At 75.7% G+C, this 15,695-nt stretch carries 14 protein-coding genes; 11 read left to right on the forward strand and 3 right to left on the reverse strand.

What is annotated here, in order from left to right:
• Positions 1–17 precede the first annotated feature (17 nt).
• Together IF73_RS0125530 and IF73_RS0125535 are read left to right on the forward strand one after the other, a co-directional pair.
• A complete protein-coding gene (locus tag IF73_RS0125530) occupies positions 18–473 on the forward strand; it encodes a MaoC family dehydratase (protein ID WP_031012046.1) in 456 nt (151 codons plus the stop codon).
• 124 nt (positions 474–597) lie between these two features.
• Positions 598–2,178 carry an IclR family transcriptional regulator domain-containing protein gene (locus tag IF73_RS0125535; RefSeq protein ID WP_031012048.1) on the forward strand — a complete coding sequence of 527 codons (1,581 nt, stop codon included), beginning with the start codon at positions 598–600 and terminating at the stop codon, positions 2,176–2,178.
• Positions 2,179–2,199: 21 nt separating this feature from the next.
• On the opposite strand, the gene IF73_RS0125540 is transcribed toward IF73_RS0125535, so the two are convergent.
• Positions 2,200–2,916, reverse strand: a complete 717-nt coding sequence (locus IF73_RS0125540; protein ID WP_031012049.1) for a TetR/AcrR family transcriptional regulator — start codon at positions 2,914–2,916, stop codon at positions 2,200–2,202.
• A gap of 204 nt (positions 2,917–3,120) precedes the next feature.
• Here IF73_RS0125540 and IF73_RS0125545 point away from each other — a divergent pair, with 204 nt between their 5' ends.
• Positions 3,121–4,755, forward strand: coding sequence for an amidohydrolase (locus IF73_RS0125545; protein ID WP_031012051.1), 1,635 nt, complete (start codon positions 3,121–3,123; stop codon positions 4,753–4,755).
• Between the two features lie 21 nt (positions 4,756–4,776).
• On the opposite strand, the gene IF73_RS0125550 is transcribed toward IF73_RS0125545, so the two are convergent.
• On the reverse strand, positions 4,777–5,907 hold the full coding sequence (locus tag IF73_RS0125550; RefSeq protein WP_078868249.1) for a LacI family DNA-binding transcriptional regulator: 1,131 nt from the start codon (positions 5,905–5,907) through the stop codon (positions 4,777–4,779).
• A 142-nt stretch (positions 5,908–6,049) separates the two neighbouring features.
• On the opposite strand from IF73_RS0125550, the gene IF73_RS0125555 reads away from it, so the two are divergent.
• The 5 genes from IF73_RS0125555 to IF73_RS0125575 are packed head-to-tail and all read left to right on the forward strand — an operon-like array spanning position 6,050 to position 11,295.
• Positions 6,050–7,690: an ABC transporter substrate-binding protein gene (locus IF73_RS0125555; RefSeq protein ID WP_031012055.1), complete on the forward strand. Its 1,641-nt coding sequence runs from the start codon at positions 6,050–6,052 to the stop codon at positions 7,688–7,690.
• The gene (locus tag IF73_RS0125560; RefSeq protein WP_031012057.1) at positions 7,687–8,640 is read left to right on the forward strand and encodes an ABC transporter permease; all 954 of its coding nucleotides are present in this window, start codon (positions 7,687–7,689) and stop codon (positions 8,638–8,640) included. Before IF73_RS0125555 ends, IF73_RS0125560 begins: the two co-directional genes overlap by 4 nt.
• A complete protein-coding gene (locus IF73_RS0125565) occupies positions 8,637–9,506 on the forward strand; it encodes an ABC transporter permease (protein WP_031012059.1) in 870 nt (289 codons plus the stop codon). Before IF73_RS0125560 ends, IF73_RS0125565 begins: the two co-directional genes overlap by 4 nt.
• 5 nt (positions 9,507–9,511) lie before the next feature.
• Complete coding sequence (locus IF73_RS0125570) at positions 9,512–10,495, forward strand: ABC transporter ATP-binding protein (protein WP_031012060.1); 984 nt, start codon at positions 9,512–9,514, stop codon at positions 10,493–10,495.
• 5 nt (positions 10,496–10,500) lie between these two features.
• Positions 10,501–11,295 carry an ABC transporter ATP-binding protein gene (locus tag IF73_RS0125575; protein WP_051717301.1) on the forward strand — a complete coding sequence of 265 codons (795 nt, stop codon included), beginning with the start codon at positions 10,501–10,503 and terminating at the stop codon, positions 11,293–11,295.
• Positions 11,296–11,309: 14 nt separating this feature from the next.
• Here the strand turns inward: IF73_RS0125575 and IF73_RS0125580 are convergent, their stop codons facing one another.
• Positions 11,310–12,782, reverse strand: coding sequence for a dienelactone hydrolase family protein (locus IF73_RS0125580; RefSeq protein WP_031012064.1), 1,473 nt, complete (start codon positions 12,780–12,782; stop codon positions 11,310–11,312).
• A 113-nt stretch (positions 12,783–12,895) separates the two neighbouring features.
• Here IF73_RS0125580 and IF73_RS0125585 point away from each other — a divergent pair, with 113 nt between their 5' ends.
• From IF73_RS0125585 to IF73_RS0125595, 3 genes are all read left to right on the forward strand, one after another.
• Positions 12,896–13,804, forward strand: a complete 909-nt coding sequence (locus IF73_RS0125585; protein WP_037880432.1) for a MerR family transcriptional regulator — start codon at positions 12,896–12,898, stop codon at positions 13,802–13,804.
• Positions 13,805–13,924: 120 nt separating this feature from the next.
• A complete protein-coding gene (locus IF73_RS0125590; protein WP_234338336.1) occupies positions 13,925–14,746 on the forward strand; it encodes a VOC family protein in 822 nt (273 codons plus the stop codon).
• A gap of 329 nt (positions 14,747–15,075) precedes the next feature.
• Complete coding sequence (locus IF73_RS0125595; RefSeq protein ID WP_420706584.1) at positions 15,076–15,495, forward strand: MarR family winged helix-turn-helix transcriptional regulator; 420 nt, start codon at positions 15,076–15,078, stop codon at positions 15,493–15,495.
• Positions 15,496–15,695: the final 200 nt, after the last annotated feature.

Below are 15,695 nucleotides of genomic sequence, written 5' to 3' on the forward strand. Positions count from 1 at the left end.
CCTTCTGGAGAACCCCCATGGCCCTCACCGTCCACGGCATCGACGGGATCCGCGCCCAGGCCGGCGCCGACCTCGGCCACAGCTCCTGGGTGGAGATCGCCCAGTCCCGCGTCGACACCTTCGCCGACGCCACCGACGACCACCAGTGGATCCACGTCGACCAGGAGCGGGCCGCCGCCGGCCCCTTCGGCGGCACCATCGCCCACGGCTACCTCACCCTCTCCCTCCTCATCCCCATGTGGAGCGAGCTGCTCCAGGTCGAGGACGTCTCGATGGCCGTCAACTACGGCCTGAACAAGGTGCGTTTCCCCTCCCCCGTGCGCGTCGGCTCCAAGATCCGCACCCACGGTCGGATCGCCGCGGTCGAGGACGTGCGCGGCGGCGTCGAGGTCGTCGTCGACCTCACGGTGGAGATCGACGGCTCCGAGAAGCCCGCCTGCGTGGCCCAGGCGGTCTACCGCTTCCACGCCTGACCTCCCGCCCCGAAGAGGCGGCCGCCGCCCCGGCGACCGCCCCTTCGGCATGCCCCCGGCCGGACAGCGGGACGGTCACGCGCCGGGTACGGTTCTCCCCGCGCGCGGGACGAGGGAGGCGGACATGGCGGTGGAGCGGCCCGACGGGGTGGTGGGGCCTCTGGAGCGGGGGCTCGCCGTGGTGCGGGCCGTGGTCGACGGCGGCGGGCGGCGGGGGCTCGGGGAGGTGGCGCGGGCGACCGGGCTCGCCCGGGCCACGGTGGACCGGGTCGCCACCACGCTCACCGTCCTCGGGGTGCTGCGCGCCGAGGGGCGCGACCTGCTGCTCGCGCCGGGCGCGGCCGCGCTCGGCAACGCCTATCTGGACTTCTGCGGGCTGCCCGGGCTCCTCGGGCCGCATGCCGCCGCGCTCGCCGACGAGCTCGACGCGCCCGTGTCGCTCGCCGTCCCCGACGGGGACGGGGTCCGGTTCCTCACCCAGGCGACCCGGCGCCGGGCCATGGCCATCTCGTTCCGGCCCGGCGACCTGCTGCCGGCCGAACGCTGCGCGCCCGGCGCCCTGTTCGCCGCCGGCTGGGACGCGGAGCGGTTCGCCGCGTGGCGGGAGTCGCACGGCGACGACGGCGGGTTCCCGGCGCGGGTGCGGGCGGCCCGCGAGCGGGGCGCGGCCGTCGACGACCAGCTGATCGAGCCGGGCCTGGTGGCCGTCGCCCTGCCGGTACGGGACCCGGCGGGGGCCGTCGTGTGCGCGGTCAGCGCCGTCAGCCACACCAGCCGGCACGACGCCGCCGCCCTGGAGGCGCTGGCCCTCGCCCCGCTCGCCCGGACCGTCGCCGCGATGGAGGCCGCGCTCGCCGCCGGACCACCGGCCGCCGCCGGGCCCGCCGCCCTGGCCGCCGGGCCCGCGCTCAAGGAGGAGCTGGGGTCGGGCTACCTCCAGTCGCTGGCCCGGGGGCTCGACGTGCTGCGCGCCTTCGGAGCCGTACGCGGGCCCGCCCGGCTCACCGATCTCGCCCGGCTCGCCGGGCTTCCCCGGGCGACCGCCCGGCGCTCGCTGATCACGCTGCGGCACCTGGGGTACGTACGGGAGGAGGCCGGGGGTTTCGTGCTCCTCCCCCGCGTCCTCGAACTCGGCCACGCCCTGCTGTCCGCGCTCACCCTCCCCGAGATCGCCACCCCGCACCTGGTCCGACTGGTGCGCGCCGTCCGGGAGTCGGCGTCGGTGGCGGTGCTCGACGGCGACGACATCCGGTACGTGGCGCGGGTGGCGGGCAGCCGCCTCCTGCACATCGACATCGTGGTGGGCACCCGCCTGCCCGCGTACGCCACCTCGATGGGGCGGGTGCTGCTCGGCGCCCTGCCGGAGGCGGAGCGGGACGCGCGGCTCGGGCGGATCACCCCGGAGGCCCTGACCCCCCGGACCCTGACCGGGCCCGAGGAGCTGCGGGAGGCCGTGGCGGCGACCGCCGGGCGCGGGTTCGGGTGGGTGGAGGAGGAGCTGGAGGAGGGGCTGCGGTCGATCGCGGTGCCCGTCCGGGACGGCGCGGGGCGGGTGGTGGCGGCGCTCAACGTCGCGCTGCACGCGGGCCGTTGCTCCCCGGAGGAGAGCCTGGACGCGCTCCTGCCACGGCTTCGGGAGACCGCCGGAGCCATCTCCGCGGACCTGGCGGCGGTGGGCCGTCACGCCCCCGTGGGGCGGTTCTGACGCGGCACCGGAGAGGTGTTCCTACGCCTCGGCCTTCGCCGGGTCCGGGCGCAGGCCCGCCAGTGCCGTCAGCATGAGCTCCAGGGCGAAGGGGTAGCCGCTCTCCCGCATGTCGGCGGCGAGGAGCGGGAACGTGGCCGCGATGTGCGGGTGGGTCTCCGCCGGGAGGCGGCCGTAGACCTCTCCCCAGACCTCGGCGTCCGCCTCGCGCGCGGCCGGCGGCATCGCCCCGGCGGCGGCGTCCTGGGCGGCGAAGGCCAGCGCCTGGTCGACGAAGGCGTGGTAGGCGCGGACGGCCAGGGGGTCGGGGAAGCCGCCGTCCCGCAGGATGCCGAGGATCCTCTCGACCGCCCGCGTCTCGTGGCAGCGGCCGGTCGTGCGGTGCGCGGCGAGGAGGGCGGCCTGGGGCTGGGCGACGTAGGAGGCGTGGATGCGCAGGCCCAGCGCGCGCAGGTCCGCGCGCCAGTCGCCGGTCGCCTCCCAGCCCTCCTGCGCCCGGCCGATGACCTCGTCGGCGAGCGCGAGGAGCAGGGCGTCGGTGTTGCGGAAGTACCGGTAGAGGGCGCTGGGGTCGGCGCCGAGGGCCGCGCCCAGCCGGCGTACGGAGAGGGCTTCGGCGCCGTGCTGGGCCACCAGGCGCAGCGCGGTGTCGACGATGAGCCGTTCGGAGAGGACGGCGCCCTGCTTGGTGGGGCGGCGGCGCTGCCGGCTTCCTTCGGGTACGACGCGTGCGGACATGGCCGGGACCTTACGTCAACACCATTGACGTGTAAACGGCTCGCGGGCTTCCATGGCGCCCGTCACCTGAACGGCGACGCCGGCCCGTTCCGGCCGCCGACGGGTCCGACCCGTCCGACGGCCGACCCCGCGGCGCTCCGCGCTCCGACCGGCCGTCGTCCGCCCCGCGCCCCCCGGGCGCGCCGCACGCAAGGGAGCCGCCGTATGCCCCAGGCCGATCTGGTCTTCACCCGAGGCCCCGTCCTCACCCTGGATCCGGCGCGGAGCCGGGCCACCTCGCTCGCGGTGACCGGTGACCGGATCACCGCCGTCGGCCACGACGAGGTGCGCGAGCTGATCGGGCCCGGCACCGAGGTGGTGGACCTGACCGGCAAGCTGCTGCTGCCCGGTTTCCAGGACTCCCACATCCACGCGGTGGGCGGCGGCACCGAGCTCGCCGAGTGCGACCTCACCGGCAGCGTCGACGTCGCGCAGTACCTGGAGCGGATCCGGGAGTACGCCGAGGCGCATCCGGACCGGGAGTGGATCACCGGCGGCGGCTGGTCGATGGAGAGCTTCGAGGGCGGCATGCCGACCCGCGCGCTCCTCGACTCGGTCGTCCCGGACCGGCCGGTGCTGCTGTCGAACCGCGACCACCACGGCGCCTGGGCGAACACCCGGGCGCTGGAGCTGGCCGGTCTCACCGCCGCCACCCCGGACCCGGCGGACGGCCGGATCGAGCGGGAGGCCGACGGCTTCCCGAACGGCATGCTCCAGGAGGGCGCGACCGGTCTGGTCTCCCGCCTGGTGCCGGACAAGACCGCGGAGGACCGGCTGGCGGGCCTGCTGCGCGCGCAGCGGCTGCTGCACTCGCTGGGCATCACCGGCTGGCAGGACGCGCTCCTCGGCGCCTTCAACGGCATGTCCGACCCGTCGGACGCCTATCTGACGGCGGCGAAGGACGGTTCGCTCACCGCCCGGGTGACCGGGGCGCTGTGGTGGGACCGCGAGCGCGGGGCCGAGCAGATCCCGGAACTGGTCGACCGGCGCGAGCAGTTGACCTCGGGGCGGTTCCGCGCCACCTCGGTCAAGATCATGCAGGACGGGATCGCGGAGAACTTCACGGCCGCGATGCTCACCCCGTACCTGGACGGCTGCGGCTGCGCGACCGGCAACTCCGGGCTGAGCTTCGTCGATCCGGTGGCGCTGCGCGGGCATGTGACCGAGCTCGACGCCCTCGGCTTCCAGGTGCACTTCCACGCGCTCGGCGACCGTGCCGTGCGGGAGGCGCTGGACGCGATCGAGGCGGCGGTCGGGGCCAACGGGCGGCGCGGCAACCGCCACCACCTCGCCCACCTGCAGGTCGTCCACCCCGAGGACCTGCCCCGCTTCGCCGCGCTCGGCGCGATCGCCAACATCCAGCCGCTGTGGGCGGCGCACGAGCCGCAGATGGACGAGCTCACCATCCCGTTCCTGGGTCCGGAGCGGGCGGCCTGGCAGTACCCGTTCGGCTCGCTGTTGCGGGCCGGGGCGACCCTGGCGGCGGGCAGCGACTGGCCGGTCTCCAGCCCGAACCCGATCGAGGGCATCCACGTCGCCGTGAACCGGCGGGACCCGGAGGCCGAGGACGACCGGGTGTTCTACCCGGAGGAGCGCCTCGACCTGCTCTCCGCGCTGACCGCGTACACGGCCGGCGCGGCCCATGTGAACGGCCTCGACGACGCGGGCAGTCTGCTGCCGGGCCACCTCGCCGACCTCGTCGTGCTCGACCGGGACATCCTGGCCGCGCCGGCCGACGAGATCGCCGAGGCCCGGGTGGAGCGCACGTACGTCGGCGGCCGGCTGGTGTACGAGGCGTGACCCGGCGGATCCGTGCGTCCGCTAGCCGGGCCGTACGGAGGACTCCCGTACGTCGAGCCTGACCGGCACGAGCGATCCGCCGGTCTCCTGGAGGCCCTGTTCGAGTACGGCGACGAGGTGGGCGATCCCCGCCTCGGCGACCGCGTCGGGGCGCAGGCTCAGCGTCGTCACCGGCGGGTCGGTGTGCACGGCGGTCTCGTCCTCGCTGACACAGACGAGGAGCAGGTCGCCGGGGACGTCGTAGCCGTGCCGGCGGGCCGCGTCCAGCACGAGCGGCGGACTGGCCTCGGCGACCACGAGGAGGGCGTCGGGGCGTTCGGGACCGGCACCCAGGGCGGTCTCCACGGCCTGGATCACCGGCCCGTTGCCGGGCTCGGCGGCCCGCACGGTCAGCTGCGGCAGTCCGTGCGCGGCGCACCACGCGCGGTGCGCCGCGTCCACCTCGCGGTGGAAGCGGGTGGTGCTGTCGGGGACGACGAGCACCGGCCGGCGGGCCCCCTGGGCGTGGACGTGGTCCAGGACCTGCCCGACGGCGTCGGCCGCGTCGACGTCCACCCAGTGGGCGCCCTCCCGGCCCTCCACGGACCGGTCGCTGAAGACCGGGATGCGGGCGGCCAGCAGGTCCTCGACGATCCGGTCGTCGGCGACGGGGTCGGCGACGACCACGGCGTCGAGGGGCAGCGCCGCCCACTCGCTCTGCAGCGAGCCGGCGGGCAGCAGCACCACCGCGTAGCCGCGCGCGAGCGCGGTGGCGGCGGTGGCGCCGGTGAGCCGGGCGAAGTACGGCGACTCCAGGAAGGTCCACGGGGTGTCGGCCAGCTCGCCGACGACGTAGCCGATCAGCCGGGCCCGTCCCGCGCGCAGCTGGCGCGCGGTGGCGTTGGGCCGGTAGCCCATGCGGCGGGCGGTCTCGCGGGCCTTCTCCCGGATCTGGGGGGAGAGCCGGCCGGTGCCGTTCAGGGCCGCCGACACGGTGGTCTTGGACAGTCCGGCCTCGCGCGCCACGTCGACGAGACGGACGCGCGGGGCGGGCTGTGCGGTCCCCCGGGTCCCGCCGCGCGCCTCGTTCCGCCGTCCGCCGGGCGCGTCCCGCCCCGGGGTGGTCGCGTGCCGCTCCGGGGCCGCTCCGCCGTGCTCTGAAGCTTCGGTCATGGGGCTGATGCTGCCATCCCCGTGACCATTGCAAAACCGTTCCCGCAAACTGGCCGGAACTCTTGTGCGGGAACGTTCCCGCATCAATACTCGCTCCATCCCCCCAGCGCCCGTCACTACACCCGTAAAGGGGTGGGTCTGCATGCGCACGCCCAGTTTCACCGCCCTCGCCTGTACCGCCGCCCTCGCGGCCTCCCTCACCGCCTGCTCCGGCGCCACCCAGCCCCAGCCGGGCACCTCGGGCACGGGAGCCGACTTCAAGGTCTCCCCCACCTCGCCGGCCGCGAAGGGCCCGCTCGACTCCTTCACCTGGTCGCTCTACGCGGAGCCGTACACCCTCGACTACGCCCTCGCGTACGACTACCCGCCCAACACCGTGCTCGCCAACGTCTGCGAGCAGCTGCTGCGGGTCACCCCCGACCTGAAGATCGAGCCCGGTCTCGCGGTCAAGTGGGACCGGCCCGACCCGCGCACCCTCGTCTACACCCTGCGGCCCGGCGTGAAGTTCCACGACGGCACCACCCTGACCGCCGACGACGTCGTCGCCTCCCTGAAGCGGCAGATGGATCCGGCCACCGGCTCCCCCTGGGGCTCCGCGTTCAAGACCGTCGACGCGATCGAGAAGACCGGCCCGCTGGAGGTGACGATCCGCCTCGGCAAGGCCGACGCCCTCTTCCACGAACTCCTCGCCGCCTCCCCCGGCACCGTCGTCAGCGCCGCCTCCCTCACGAAGGAGGGCAAGGACTACGGCACCCCCGAGGGCGAGCTGAACTGCACCGGCCCGTACGCGCTGGAGAAGTGGGCGCAGGGCGACAGCATCACGCTGAAGAAGCACCCGGACTACTGGGACACGAAGCTCGCCCCGAAGTCGGAGAAGGTGCGGTTCACCTTCATCGAGGACGCCGCCGCCCGCGCCAACGCCTTCCTCTCCGGCACCTCCGACGGCGGCTACATGGTCCCGTCGGCCTCCTTCGCCCAGCTCCGCGGCAGCGGCAAGGGCTCCCTCCTCTTCGGCCCCAACACCGCCGCCGCCAACCTGGCGGTCACCGACTTCAAGGGCACGCTCGGCGACGTGCGGGTCCGCAGGGCGCTGTCGATGGCGCTCGACCGGAAGAACATCGTCAAGGCGGCCGCCGGCGGCGTCGGCGTCCCCGCCAAGGCCCCCGCCGCCCGCGGCGCGTGGGCGCTCGTCCCCGAGAAGACCGCCACCCTGTACGACACGCTGCCCGAGCCCGCGTACGACCTGGCCGCCGCGAAGAAGCTGGTCGAGGAGGCCAAGGCCACCGGACGGAAGGTCACCCTCGCGACCAGCTCGATGGCCCCCGAGATCAGCGTCGTCGCCAACGCCGTACAGGCGGCCGGGCGGCAGATCGGCCTGGACGTGACGCTCAAGCCGGTCTCGCCGGACGCGTACAGCAACATCTTCGTCGACCCCGCCGCCCGCGAGGGCCTCGACCTGGTCATCACCAACGGCTACGACAACACCCCGGACCCGCTGGAGTTCTACCAGTACCTGCGCACCGGCGACTTCGGGAACTACGGCAACTGGTCCGACGCCGAGTACGACGTGGCCTTCGACCGCGCCAACACCGAGTACGACCCCGCCAAGCGCGCCGAACTCACCGCGAAGCTGCAGGAGATCGCGCTCGACCGGCTGCCGGTCATCCCGGTCTACGAGGCGCCCTACTCCGTCTTCCTCGGCAAGCGGATCACCGGCGCGCCGACCGGCATCGCCCAGCTCTACTACCCGTGGGCCGCGACGATCGGGGCCGCGCAGTCATGACCCGCTTCCTCCTCGGCCGGCTCGCCGGCCTGGTGGCGGTGCTGTTCGTGACCTCGGTCGTCGTCTTCGGCACCATCCACCTCGCCCCCGGCGACCCGGTCACCTTCCTCCTGCACGGCCGCCCCGCGACCCCCGAGACCGTGGCGGCCCTGCGGGCCGAGCACCACCTGGACGACCCGCTCGTCGTCCAGTACGGCAAGTGGCTCGGCGGCGTCCTCGGCGGCGACCTCGGCCGCTCCGCCCAGTACCACCAGGACGTCACCGCGCTCCTCGGCTCGCGGCTGCCCGGCACCGCCCTCCTCGTCGGTTACGCGGCGCTGCTCGTCACCGTCCTCGGCGTCGGCGCCGGCATCCTCGCCGCGCTCCGCCCCGGCCTCCTCGACAAGACCGTGCTCATCGGCACCGGCGTGGCCACCGCCACCCCCGCCTTCGTCACCGCGATCGCGCTGGTCTCGCTCTTCTCCGTACAGCTCGGCTGGTTCCCCGGTCCGGGCGGCGGCGCGGCCGAGGGGCTCGGCCCCCGGCTCCACCAGCTGACCCTGCCGGCCTTCGCGCTCGCCCTCACGTTCGCGGGCCTGCTCGCCCGGGTCACCCGCTCCGCGATGCTCGACGAACTGGGCCGCGAGCACGTCGAGGTGGCCCGCGCCCGGGGCGTCGCCGGCCGGACCGTGGTCCGCCGGCACGTGCTGCGGAACGCCCTCGGGCCGGTCGTCACCGTCGGCGGCACCATGCTCGCGGGCCTGCTCGTCAGCACCGCCATCGTGGAGACCGCCTTCGACGTCCCCGGCCTCGGCTCGCTGCTCGTCCAGTCGGTCACCGCCCAGGACTTCGCGGTCGTCCAGGCGGTCACGCTGCTCAGCGTGGCGGCGTTCGTCGTCGTCAACCTCGCGGTCGACCTGCTCGCGTCGCTCATCGACCCCCGTCTCTCCCCCGGGGAAGGCTCCTCATGACCACCACCCTCACCACGGTGCCGTACCGCAGGCCGGGCCTGCGCGGGCTGCGCCTGCTCGGGCAGGGTCCGCTCTTCACGGTCTCGGTCGCGGTGCTCGCCGTGCTCGTCCTCGTCGCCGTGTGCGCGCCGCTGCTCGCCCCGTACGACCCCGAGGCGCTCGACCTGGGCGCGAGCCTGGTCGGCACCACGGGCGACCACCTCCTCGGCACCGACCAGTCCGGCCGCGACATCCTGTCCCGGCTGCTGCACGGCGCCCGCACCGGCCTCCTCGGCCCGCTCCTGGTCGTCGGCGTCTCCACCCTGCTCGGCACCCTGCTCGGCGTGGTGGCGGCCTGGCGCGGCGGCTGGGCCGACACCCTGCTCTCCCGCGCGATGGACCTGGTCTTCTCGATCCCCGGGCTGATGCTGGCGATCCTGCTGGTCGCGGTCACCGGCCCGGGCATGACGGCCCCGGTGATCGCGATGGCGGTCGCGTACACCCCGTACGTGGGACGCCTGGTGCGCGGCATCGCCCGGCAGGAGAAGGCACGGCCGTACATCGAGGCGTACGTGGTGCAGGGCTGGTCCGGCTGGACGGTCTGCGTCCGGCACCTGCTGCCCAACATCGCGCCGACGGTCTTCGCGCAGTCCGCGATGAACTTCGGCTACGCGCTGATGGACCTGGCGGCGCTCTCCTTCCTCGGCTTCGGCGTCCAGCCGCCGACCGCCGACTGGGGCGCCATGATCAACGAGGGCCAGGGCGCCGTCCTGCAGGGCGCGATGCTGCCGGCGCTCGCGCCGTCCGTGTGCATCGTGCTCGCGGTGGTGGCCTTCGGCATCGTCGGCGAGGGCCTCGCCGACCGCATCGCCCGTCGGGAGAAGTAGACGACATGAACCACTCCACACCCCCTCCCGTCCTGGAGATCGACGGCCTGGAGCTGCGGCTCCCCGGCGACCGTGCCGCCCGGCCGATCCTCGACGGCGTCAGCCTGACCGTACGGCCCGGGGAGACCGTCGGCCTGGTCGGCGAGTCCGGCTCCGGCAAGTCCGTCGCCTGCCGCAGCGTCCTCGGCCTCCTCCCCAAGGGCGCCCGCACCGCCGGCGAGGTCCGGGTCGGCGGCGCGGACGTCCTCACCATGGACCGGGCGCGGCTCGCCGCGCTGCGGGCCCGAGAGGTCGCCATGGTCTTCCAGGACCCGCGCGCCTCCGTCAACCCGCTGCGCCGGGTCGGCGACTTCCTCACCGAGGGCCTCCGGGCCTCCGGCACCCCGGCCGCCCGGGCCACCGCGCGCGCCGAGGAACTCCTCGCCGCGGTCGGCATCCGCGACCCGCGCGGGGCGCTGCGCCGCCACCCGCACCAGTTCTCCGGCGGCATGCTCCAGCGGGTCGTCATCGCCGCCGCACTCGCCGCCGAACCGGCGCTGCTCGTCGCCGACGAGCCGACCACCGCCCTCGACGTCACCACCCAGGCCGAGGTCCTCTCGATCCTGGCCGGGCTGCGGGCCGAGCGCGGCACCGGCATGCTCTTCGTCACCCACGACCTGGAGCTGGCCGCCGCGATCTGCGACCGGGTGTACGTGATGTACGCGGGCCGGATCGTGGAGCACCGGTCCACCGACGAGCTGTTCGACCGGCCCCGGCACCCGTACACCGCCGGCCTGCTCCGCTGCACCCCGCGGATCGAGTCCGGCGCGCCCGCGCCCCGCCCGATCCCGGGCCGCCCGGTCTCGCTCGCCGAGGCGCCGCCGGGCTGCGCCTTCGCCGCGCGGTGCGCGCACGCGGTGGCGCGCTGCACGGAGGAGAAGCCCGAACCGGCACGGCACGGCGAGGGTTTCGCCGCGTGCCACCGCGCCGACGAAGGGATCGCGCTGTGACGACCGTGGTGGAGAAGGGCCTCGTCGTCGACGGGCTGCGGAAGCGGTACGGCGACCATCTCGCGGTCGACGGGGTGTCGTTCACCCTGCCGGCCGGGGGCTCGCTGGCGATCGTCGGCGAGTCCGGCAGCGGCAAGACGACCACGGTCCGGATGCTGGTGGGTCTGGAGCGCCCGGACGGCGGCACGGTCCGGCTCGACGGCCGGGACCGCTCCGCCCGCCCCCGGGGTCGCGCGGAACGGCTGGCGCGGGCCCGGCAGATCCAGATGGTCTTCCAGGACCCGTATCTGTCGCTGGACCCGCGGATCCCGGTGAGCGGCTGCCTGGACGAGGTGCTGCGGCTGCACACGGCACTGGACGCGGCCGGGCGGCAGGCCCGGGTGGCCGACCTCCTCGACCGGGTCGGGCTCGGCGCCCGCGAGGCCGCCGCCCTGCCGCGCGGGCTCTCCGGCGGGCAGCGGCAGCGGGTGGCGATCGCCCGGGCGCTGGCGGCCGAGCCCCGGGTGCTGGTCCTCGACGAGGCGGTCGCCGCGCTCGACGTGTCGATCCAGGCGCAGATCCTCGACCTGCTCCGGGAGATCCGCCGCGAGGCCGGCATCGGCTACCTCTTCGTCACCCACGACCTGGCGGTGGTCCGGCACGTCGCGGACGACGTGCTCGTCCTCAGGTCGGGGCAGGTGGTGGAGTACGGCCCGGTGGACCGGGTCCTCGGCTCCCCCGAACACCCCTACACACGGCTGCTGTTGGACTCGGTGCCGCGAAGGGGCTGGGACCCGGCCCGGGTGACGGGCCGGGCCTGAGAGCCTCCGTCCGGTCATCCCCTCCCCGTCACCCGGTCGAGCACGGCCCGGACCGCCCGGACCACGGCGTCCCGCGACGCGTCCGTGCGGTCCAACGCCTCGAAGCCGTGCCGCCCCTCCGGCACGTCGACGATCTCGACGTCCGCCCCGTGCTTCCCGGCCGCGGCGAGGAACTCCTCCACCGTCGCCGCGAACGCGGGGTGCTCGCGTCCGGCGCGGACGAGGACCACCGGCAGCGGGCCGGCGCCCGCGAGCGCCGCCACCGGGCGGAAGCGGGTCTCGACCGTCTCCCAGCCGGGCGGCGCGGCGAGGACGGGGTAGGAGAGGGCGAGGCAGCGCAGCCACGGCGGCGGCGCCGCCAGCCAGTCCGCGGCGAGGAGGCCGCCGCCGGAGAAGATCCAGAGCGCGATCCGGTCCGGGTCGGTCCGGGGGTGGGCGCGGAGCCGTTCGACCGCCTCGGCCAGGTCGTCGGCGGCGCGGGCGTAGTCGGTCAGGGCGTACAGCCGGTGGTCGACGGTGGCGCCGACGACGCCGAGTCCGGCCAGGTGGCGGGCGTAGCCGCGGTAGAAGGGCATGTCGCGCGGGGTGGGGGTGCGGTCGGCGTCGACGGGGCCGCCGTGCACGAGCAGAACGGCGGGCCTGCGGTCCTCCCCGTCGGGCGGGTAGACGTCGAGGCGGCCGTGCCGCTCGTACGGGAACTCCCGCGTCTCCAGCAGGAACTCCACCTGCTCGTAAGAGGGTTGATCGTCGTCCAGGGTCAGCCGCCGCCCCTCCCCGACGGCCGCCCGCACCAGCAGGTCGGCGAGTTCGGCAGGGTGCGTGAGCATCGGCCAGTGTCCGGCGGGGAGTTCGAAGAAGGCGTAGCAGGGACCGGCCAGTTTCCTCAGGTGCGGCGGTCCCGTCCGGACGAGCATCTCGACGACGTCGACGCCCGGCCCGTCGGCCGTGCACATCACCGCGGCGGCGGGCACCCGGTCCACGGCGCCGCCGAGCCGCAGGGGTTCGGTGAGGGTGCCGGCGGGCTGCGGCACCGCCCGCCGGTCGAGGAGGGCGAGGTCGTCGCCGGAGAGCCCGTCGAGGCTGCCCCAGCGCGCCCACTCCTCCCCCCGGGGCGCCGGGAGCGGCGCGGTGTCGTGGCCGAGCCGGGCCCGGACGGTCTCGTCGCGGACGAGGAGCAGCGCCGGGTCGCCGTCCGAGGGCAGCCCGGCGGCGACGTACACCACCCGGGCGACCCGGTCCGGCCGCCGGTCGGCGGCGGCGAGCACGGGGTGGATGCCGTAGTCGTGCCCGACGAGGACGAGCTCCGGGTCGTCGAGCCGGTCGACGAGCTCCGTCAACTCCCGCACGTGCGTGCCGAGTCCGGCGTCGGGTGCGCCGTCCAGGGTCACCGGGCGGGCCGCGGCCCCGGCTGCCCGCAGCCGCTCCGCGACCCGTTCCCACAGCCACCCGCCGGTGAACGCGCCTCCCACCAGAACGAACGTCGTCATCGCCGCCTCCTCGTACTCGTCTCCCGCTGCGGTCCCCGGCAGGCTAGGAACTCCCCCTGGGGGAGATTCCACCCCGCGCGGGGGCGGCTAGGGTCGGCCGCGGGAGGTGCGGGGTGGCGGACGCGGACGGGACGTGGAGCATCGGCGAGCTGGCCGGGCGGGCCGGGGTGACGGTGAAGACCGTGCGGTACTACTCGGACCGGGGACTGCTTCCGGAGGCCGGGCGCAGCGGCGGCGGGCACCGGCGGTACGGCCCCGGGGCGCTGGCCCGGCTGCGGGAGATCCGGTCGCTGCGGGCCCTGGGTCTCGGCGTGCCCGAGGTGGCGCGGGCGCTGGAGGACGAGGGCCGGCTGGCGGACGTGGTCGCCGGGGAGCTGCGGGGCGTGGCGCGGGAGCGGGCGGCGCTGGCGTGGCGGGAGGCGTCGCTGCGGCTGCTCGCGGAGTGCGACGGCGCGGAGCGGGCCGAGCTGCTGCCGCTGTTGGGTGCGGCGGCACTGCCGCCGGACACGGACGCGGTGGTCCGGTTCTGGCGGCGGTCGCTGCCGGTGCGGCTGCCGGCCCCGCTGGTGGCGCGGGTTCTGGAGGAGGTCGTCCCGGTGCCGCCGGACGAGCCGTCGCCGGGTGAGGTGCGGGCCTTCGCCCTGCTGCGCGCGCTGGTGTCGGACCCCCGGCCGGAGCGGGCGCCGGCGCCGCCGCTGCGGGGGGAGCGGTACCGGCCGGCGGTGCTGTACGAGGGGCTGGCGGAGGCGTACGGCCTGGCGGCGGCGGAGGTGCGGGCGGGGCGGGCGCCCGGCGGCGCGGAGGCCGTGGACTGTTTCGCCGGGGCGTACGCGCTGGCGCTCGGGGAGGCGGACTCGGCGGTCTTCCGGCGGCGCCTGGTGGAGCTGCTGGGCCGCGAGGACACGGGGGTGATGGCCCGGTACTGGAAGCTGGTCGCCCCGCTCCAGCCGGCGGACCGGCCCGCTCTCGGCCTGCTGCACCACCACCTCACGGTGGCCCTGTCCGCGCCCCCGGCGGCCTGACGTCCCGCCCGGGTCCGGTGCGCCGCCGGCCGGGTGAAGGGGGGTGTGCGGGGCGGTCCGCCGGGGAAGGCGCGCGGGGTGGCGTCCGGCCGGCGGGCGCTGGGTCAAGGAGGTGGTCCGGTGGCGGAGCCGACGACGGCACAGGCGCTGGGCGCGCCGTGCTGGCTGAGTCTGGCGGCGCGGGATCTGGACGCGGCGCAGCGGTTCTACGGCGCGGTGCTGGGCTGGACGTTCCGCAAGGGCGATCTCGAGGCGGGTTCGGCGTACGCGGTGGGCGAGCGGGACGGGGTACCGGTCGCGGGGATCGCCGCGCTGGCGGCGGAGCTGGCGGTGCCGGTGGCCTGGACGGTGTTCTTCGCGGTGGAGGACGCGGACGCGGCGGTGGCGCGGATCAGGGAGCGGGGCGGCACGGTGGGCGTGGGCCCGGTGGCGTACCCGCCGCAGGGGCGGGCGGCGCTGGCCACGGACCGGGACGGGGCCGCGTTCGCGGTGTGGGAGGGGCGGCTGGTGTCGCGCTGGCAGGTGGGCGAGCGGGGCGCCCCGGCGTGGGTGGAGCTGCACACCCGGGACGCGTTCGACGCGGCGGTGTTCTACGCCGGGGTGCTGCGCTGGGCGGAGGACCTACCGGGCTGCTGCGACACCTCGTACGAGGAGGACCGGGTGGTGCTGCGCCGCGACGGGGTGGCGGTGGCCCGGCTCGACAGCGGTCCGGTGGAGGCGGCCTCGTCCCGTCCGCAGCTGCGGCCGCGGTGGCTGGTGCGGTTCCGGGTGCCGGATCTGGCGGCCTCGGTGGCGGCGGTGGGGGAGCACGGCGGGGCGGTGGTGCCGGGCGGCGAGTGGGGCGGGGCGAGGGAGCCGGAGACCGGGGGCGACGAGCGCCGGGTGGTGGTGCGGGATCCGGACGGGGCGCTGTTCACGCTGGAGGCGGACGGGACGGGGTGAGCGGTACGGGTACGGGGCCGGCGGCCGCGTACCCGTACCGCCGCCGGGTCGGCGTGCCGGGGCTCAGGCGGTGCGGGGGGCGAGGACGCCGACGACGCCCCCGGGGCGTGTCTCGTCGGTCTGGGCGCGGTCCACGGGTCTCTCCTGGTGCCACGGAGGCGAGGCTTGTGCATCATGCACATTAATTGCATGACGCACAAGCCGTGCATGATGCACATCCCTCGCGGCAGGAGAGAATGACGCCCATGGACAAGCCCGTGGACCACCCCGTGGAGACGCCCCCGGACGGGCCGGTGGAGAAGGCCACCGACCGCGTCGAGTTCGAGACGATGCTGCTCAGCCGGCACTCGCACCTCCACGCGCCGCGCGCCCGGGTCGGCGGCGGCGGACTCGACCGCAGCGCGTACGTGCTCCTCACCCGGATCCGGATGCACGGGCCGATGTCCATCGGGCAGCTCACCGACGCCTTCGGGCTCGACACCTCCACCCTCAACCGGCAGACCGCGGCCATGCTGAGGGCCGGGGTCGTGGAGCGCATCCCGGATCCGGACGGCGGCATCGCCCGCAAGTTCCGCATCACGGAGGAGGGCGAGCGCCGCCTGGCGGCCGACCGCTCGTACAACATCGGCGGCCTCCAGCGGATCATGGAGCACTGGTCGCCCGAGGACGTGACCCGTTTCGCGGACTTCCTGGAGCGCTTCAACCGGGACATCGAGCGCCTGGAGGGCCGCCCCTGGCCCCGGAGCTGACGGCCCGGGACCGGGGCCGGGCCCCCGCCTCACCCGTCCGGCGCGGCGGGCTCGCACCGGGCGCCCGGTGCGGTCAGGCTCGTCGGGAGGGAAGCCCAGGAGACGAGGTGCCGCGATGCCCACCGCCGCCCGCACCCGCCTCCCCGCGGTCCCCCGTCGCCTCGCGCTCCCCCGCCTGCCCGGCCGCCTCGCCCGCCGCC

The organism is Streptomyces sp. NRRL F-5727, assembly GCF_000719555.1.
Taxonomy (GTDB): domain Bacteria; phylum Actinomycetota; class Actinomycetes; order Streptomycetales; family Streptomycetaceae; genus Streptomyces.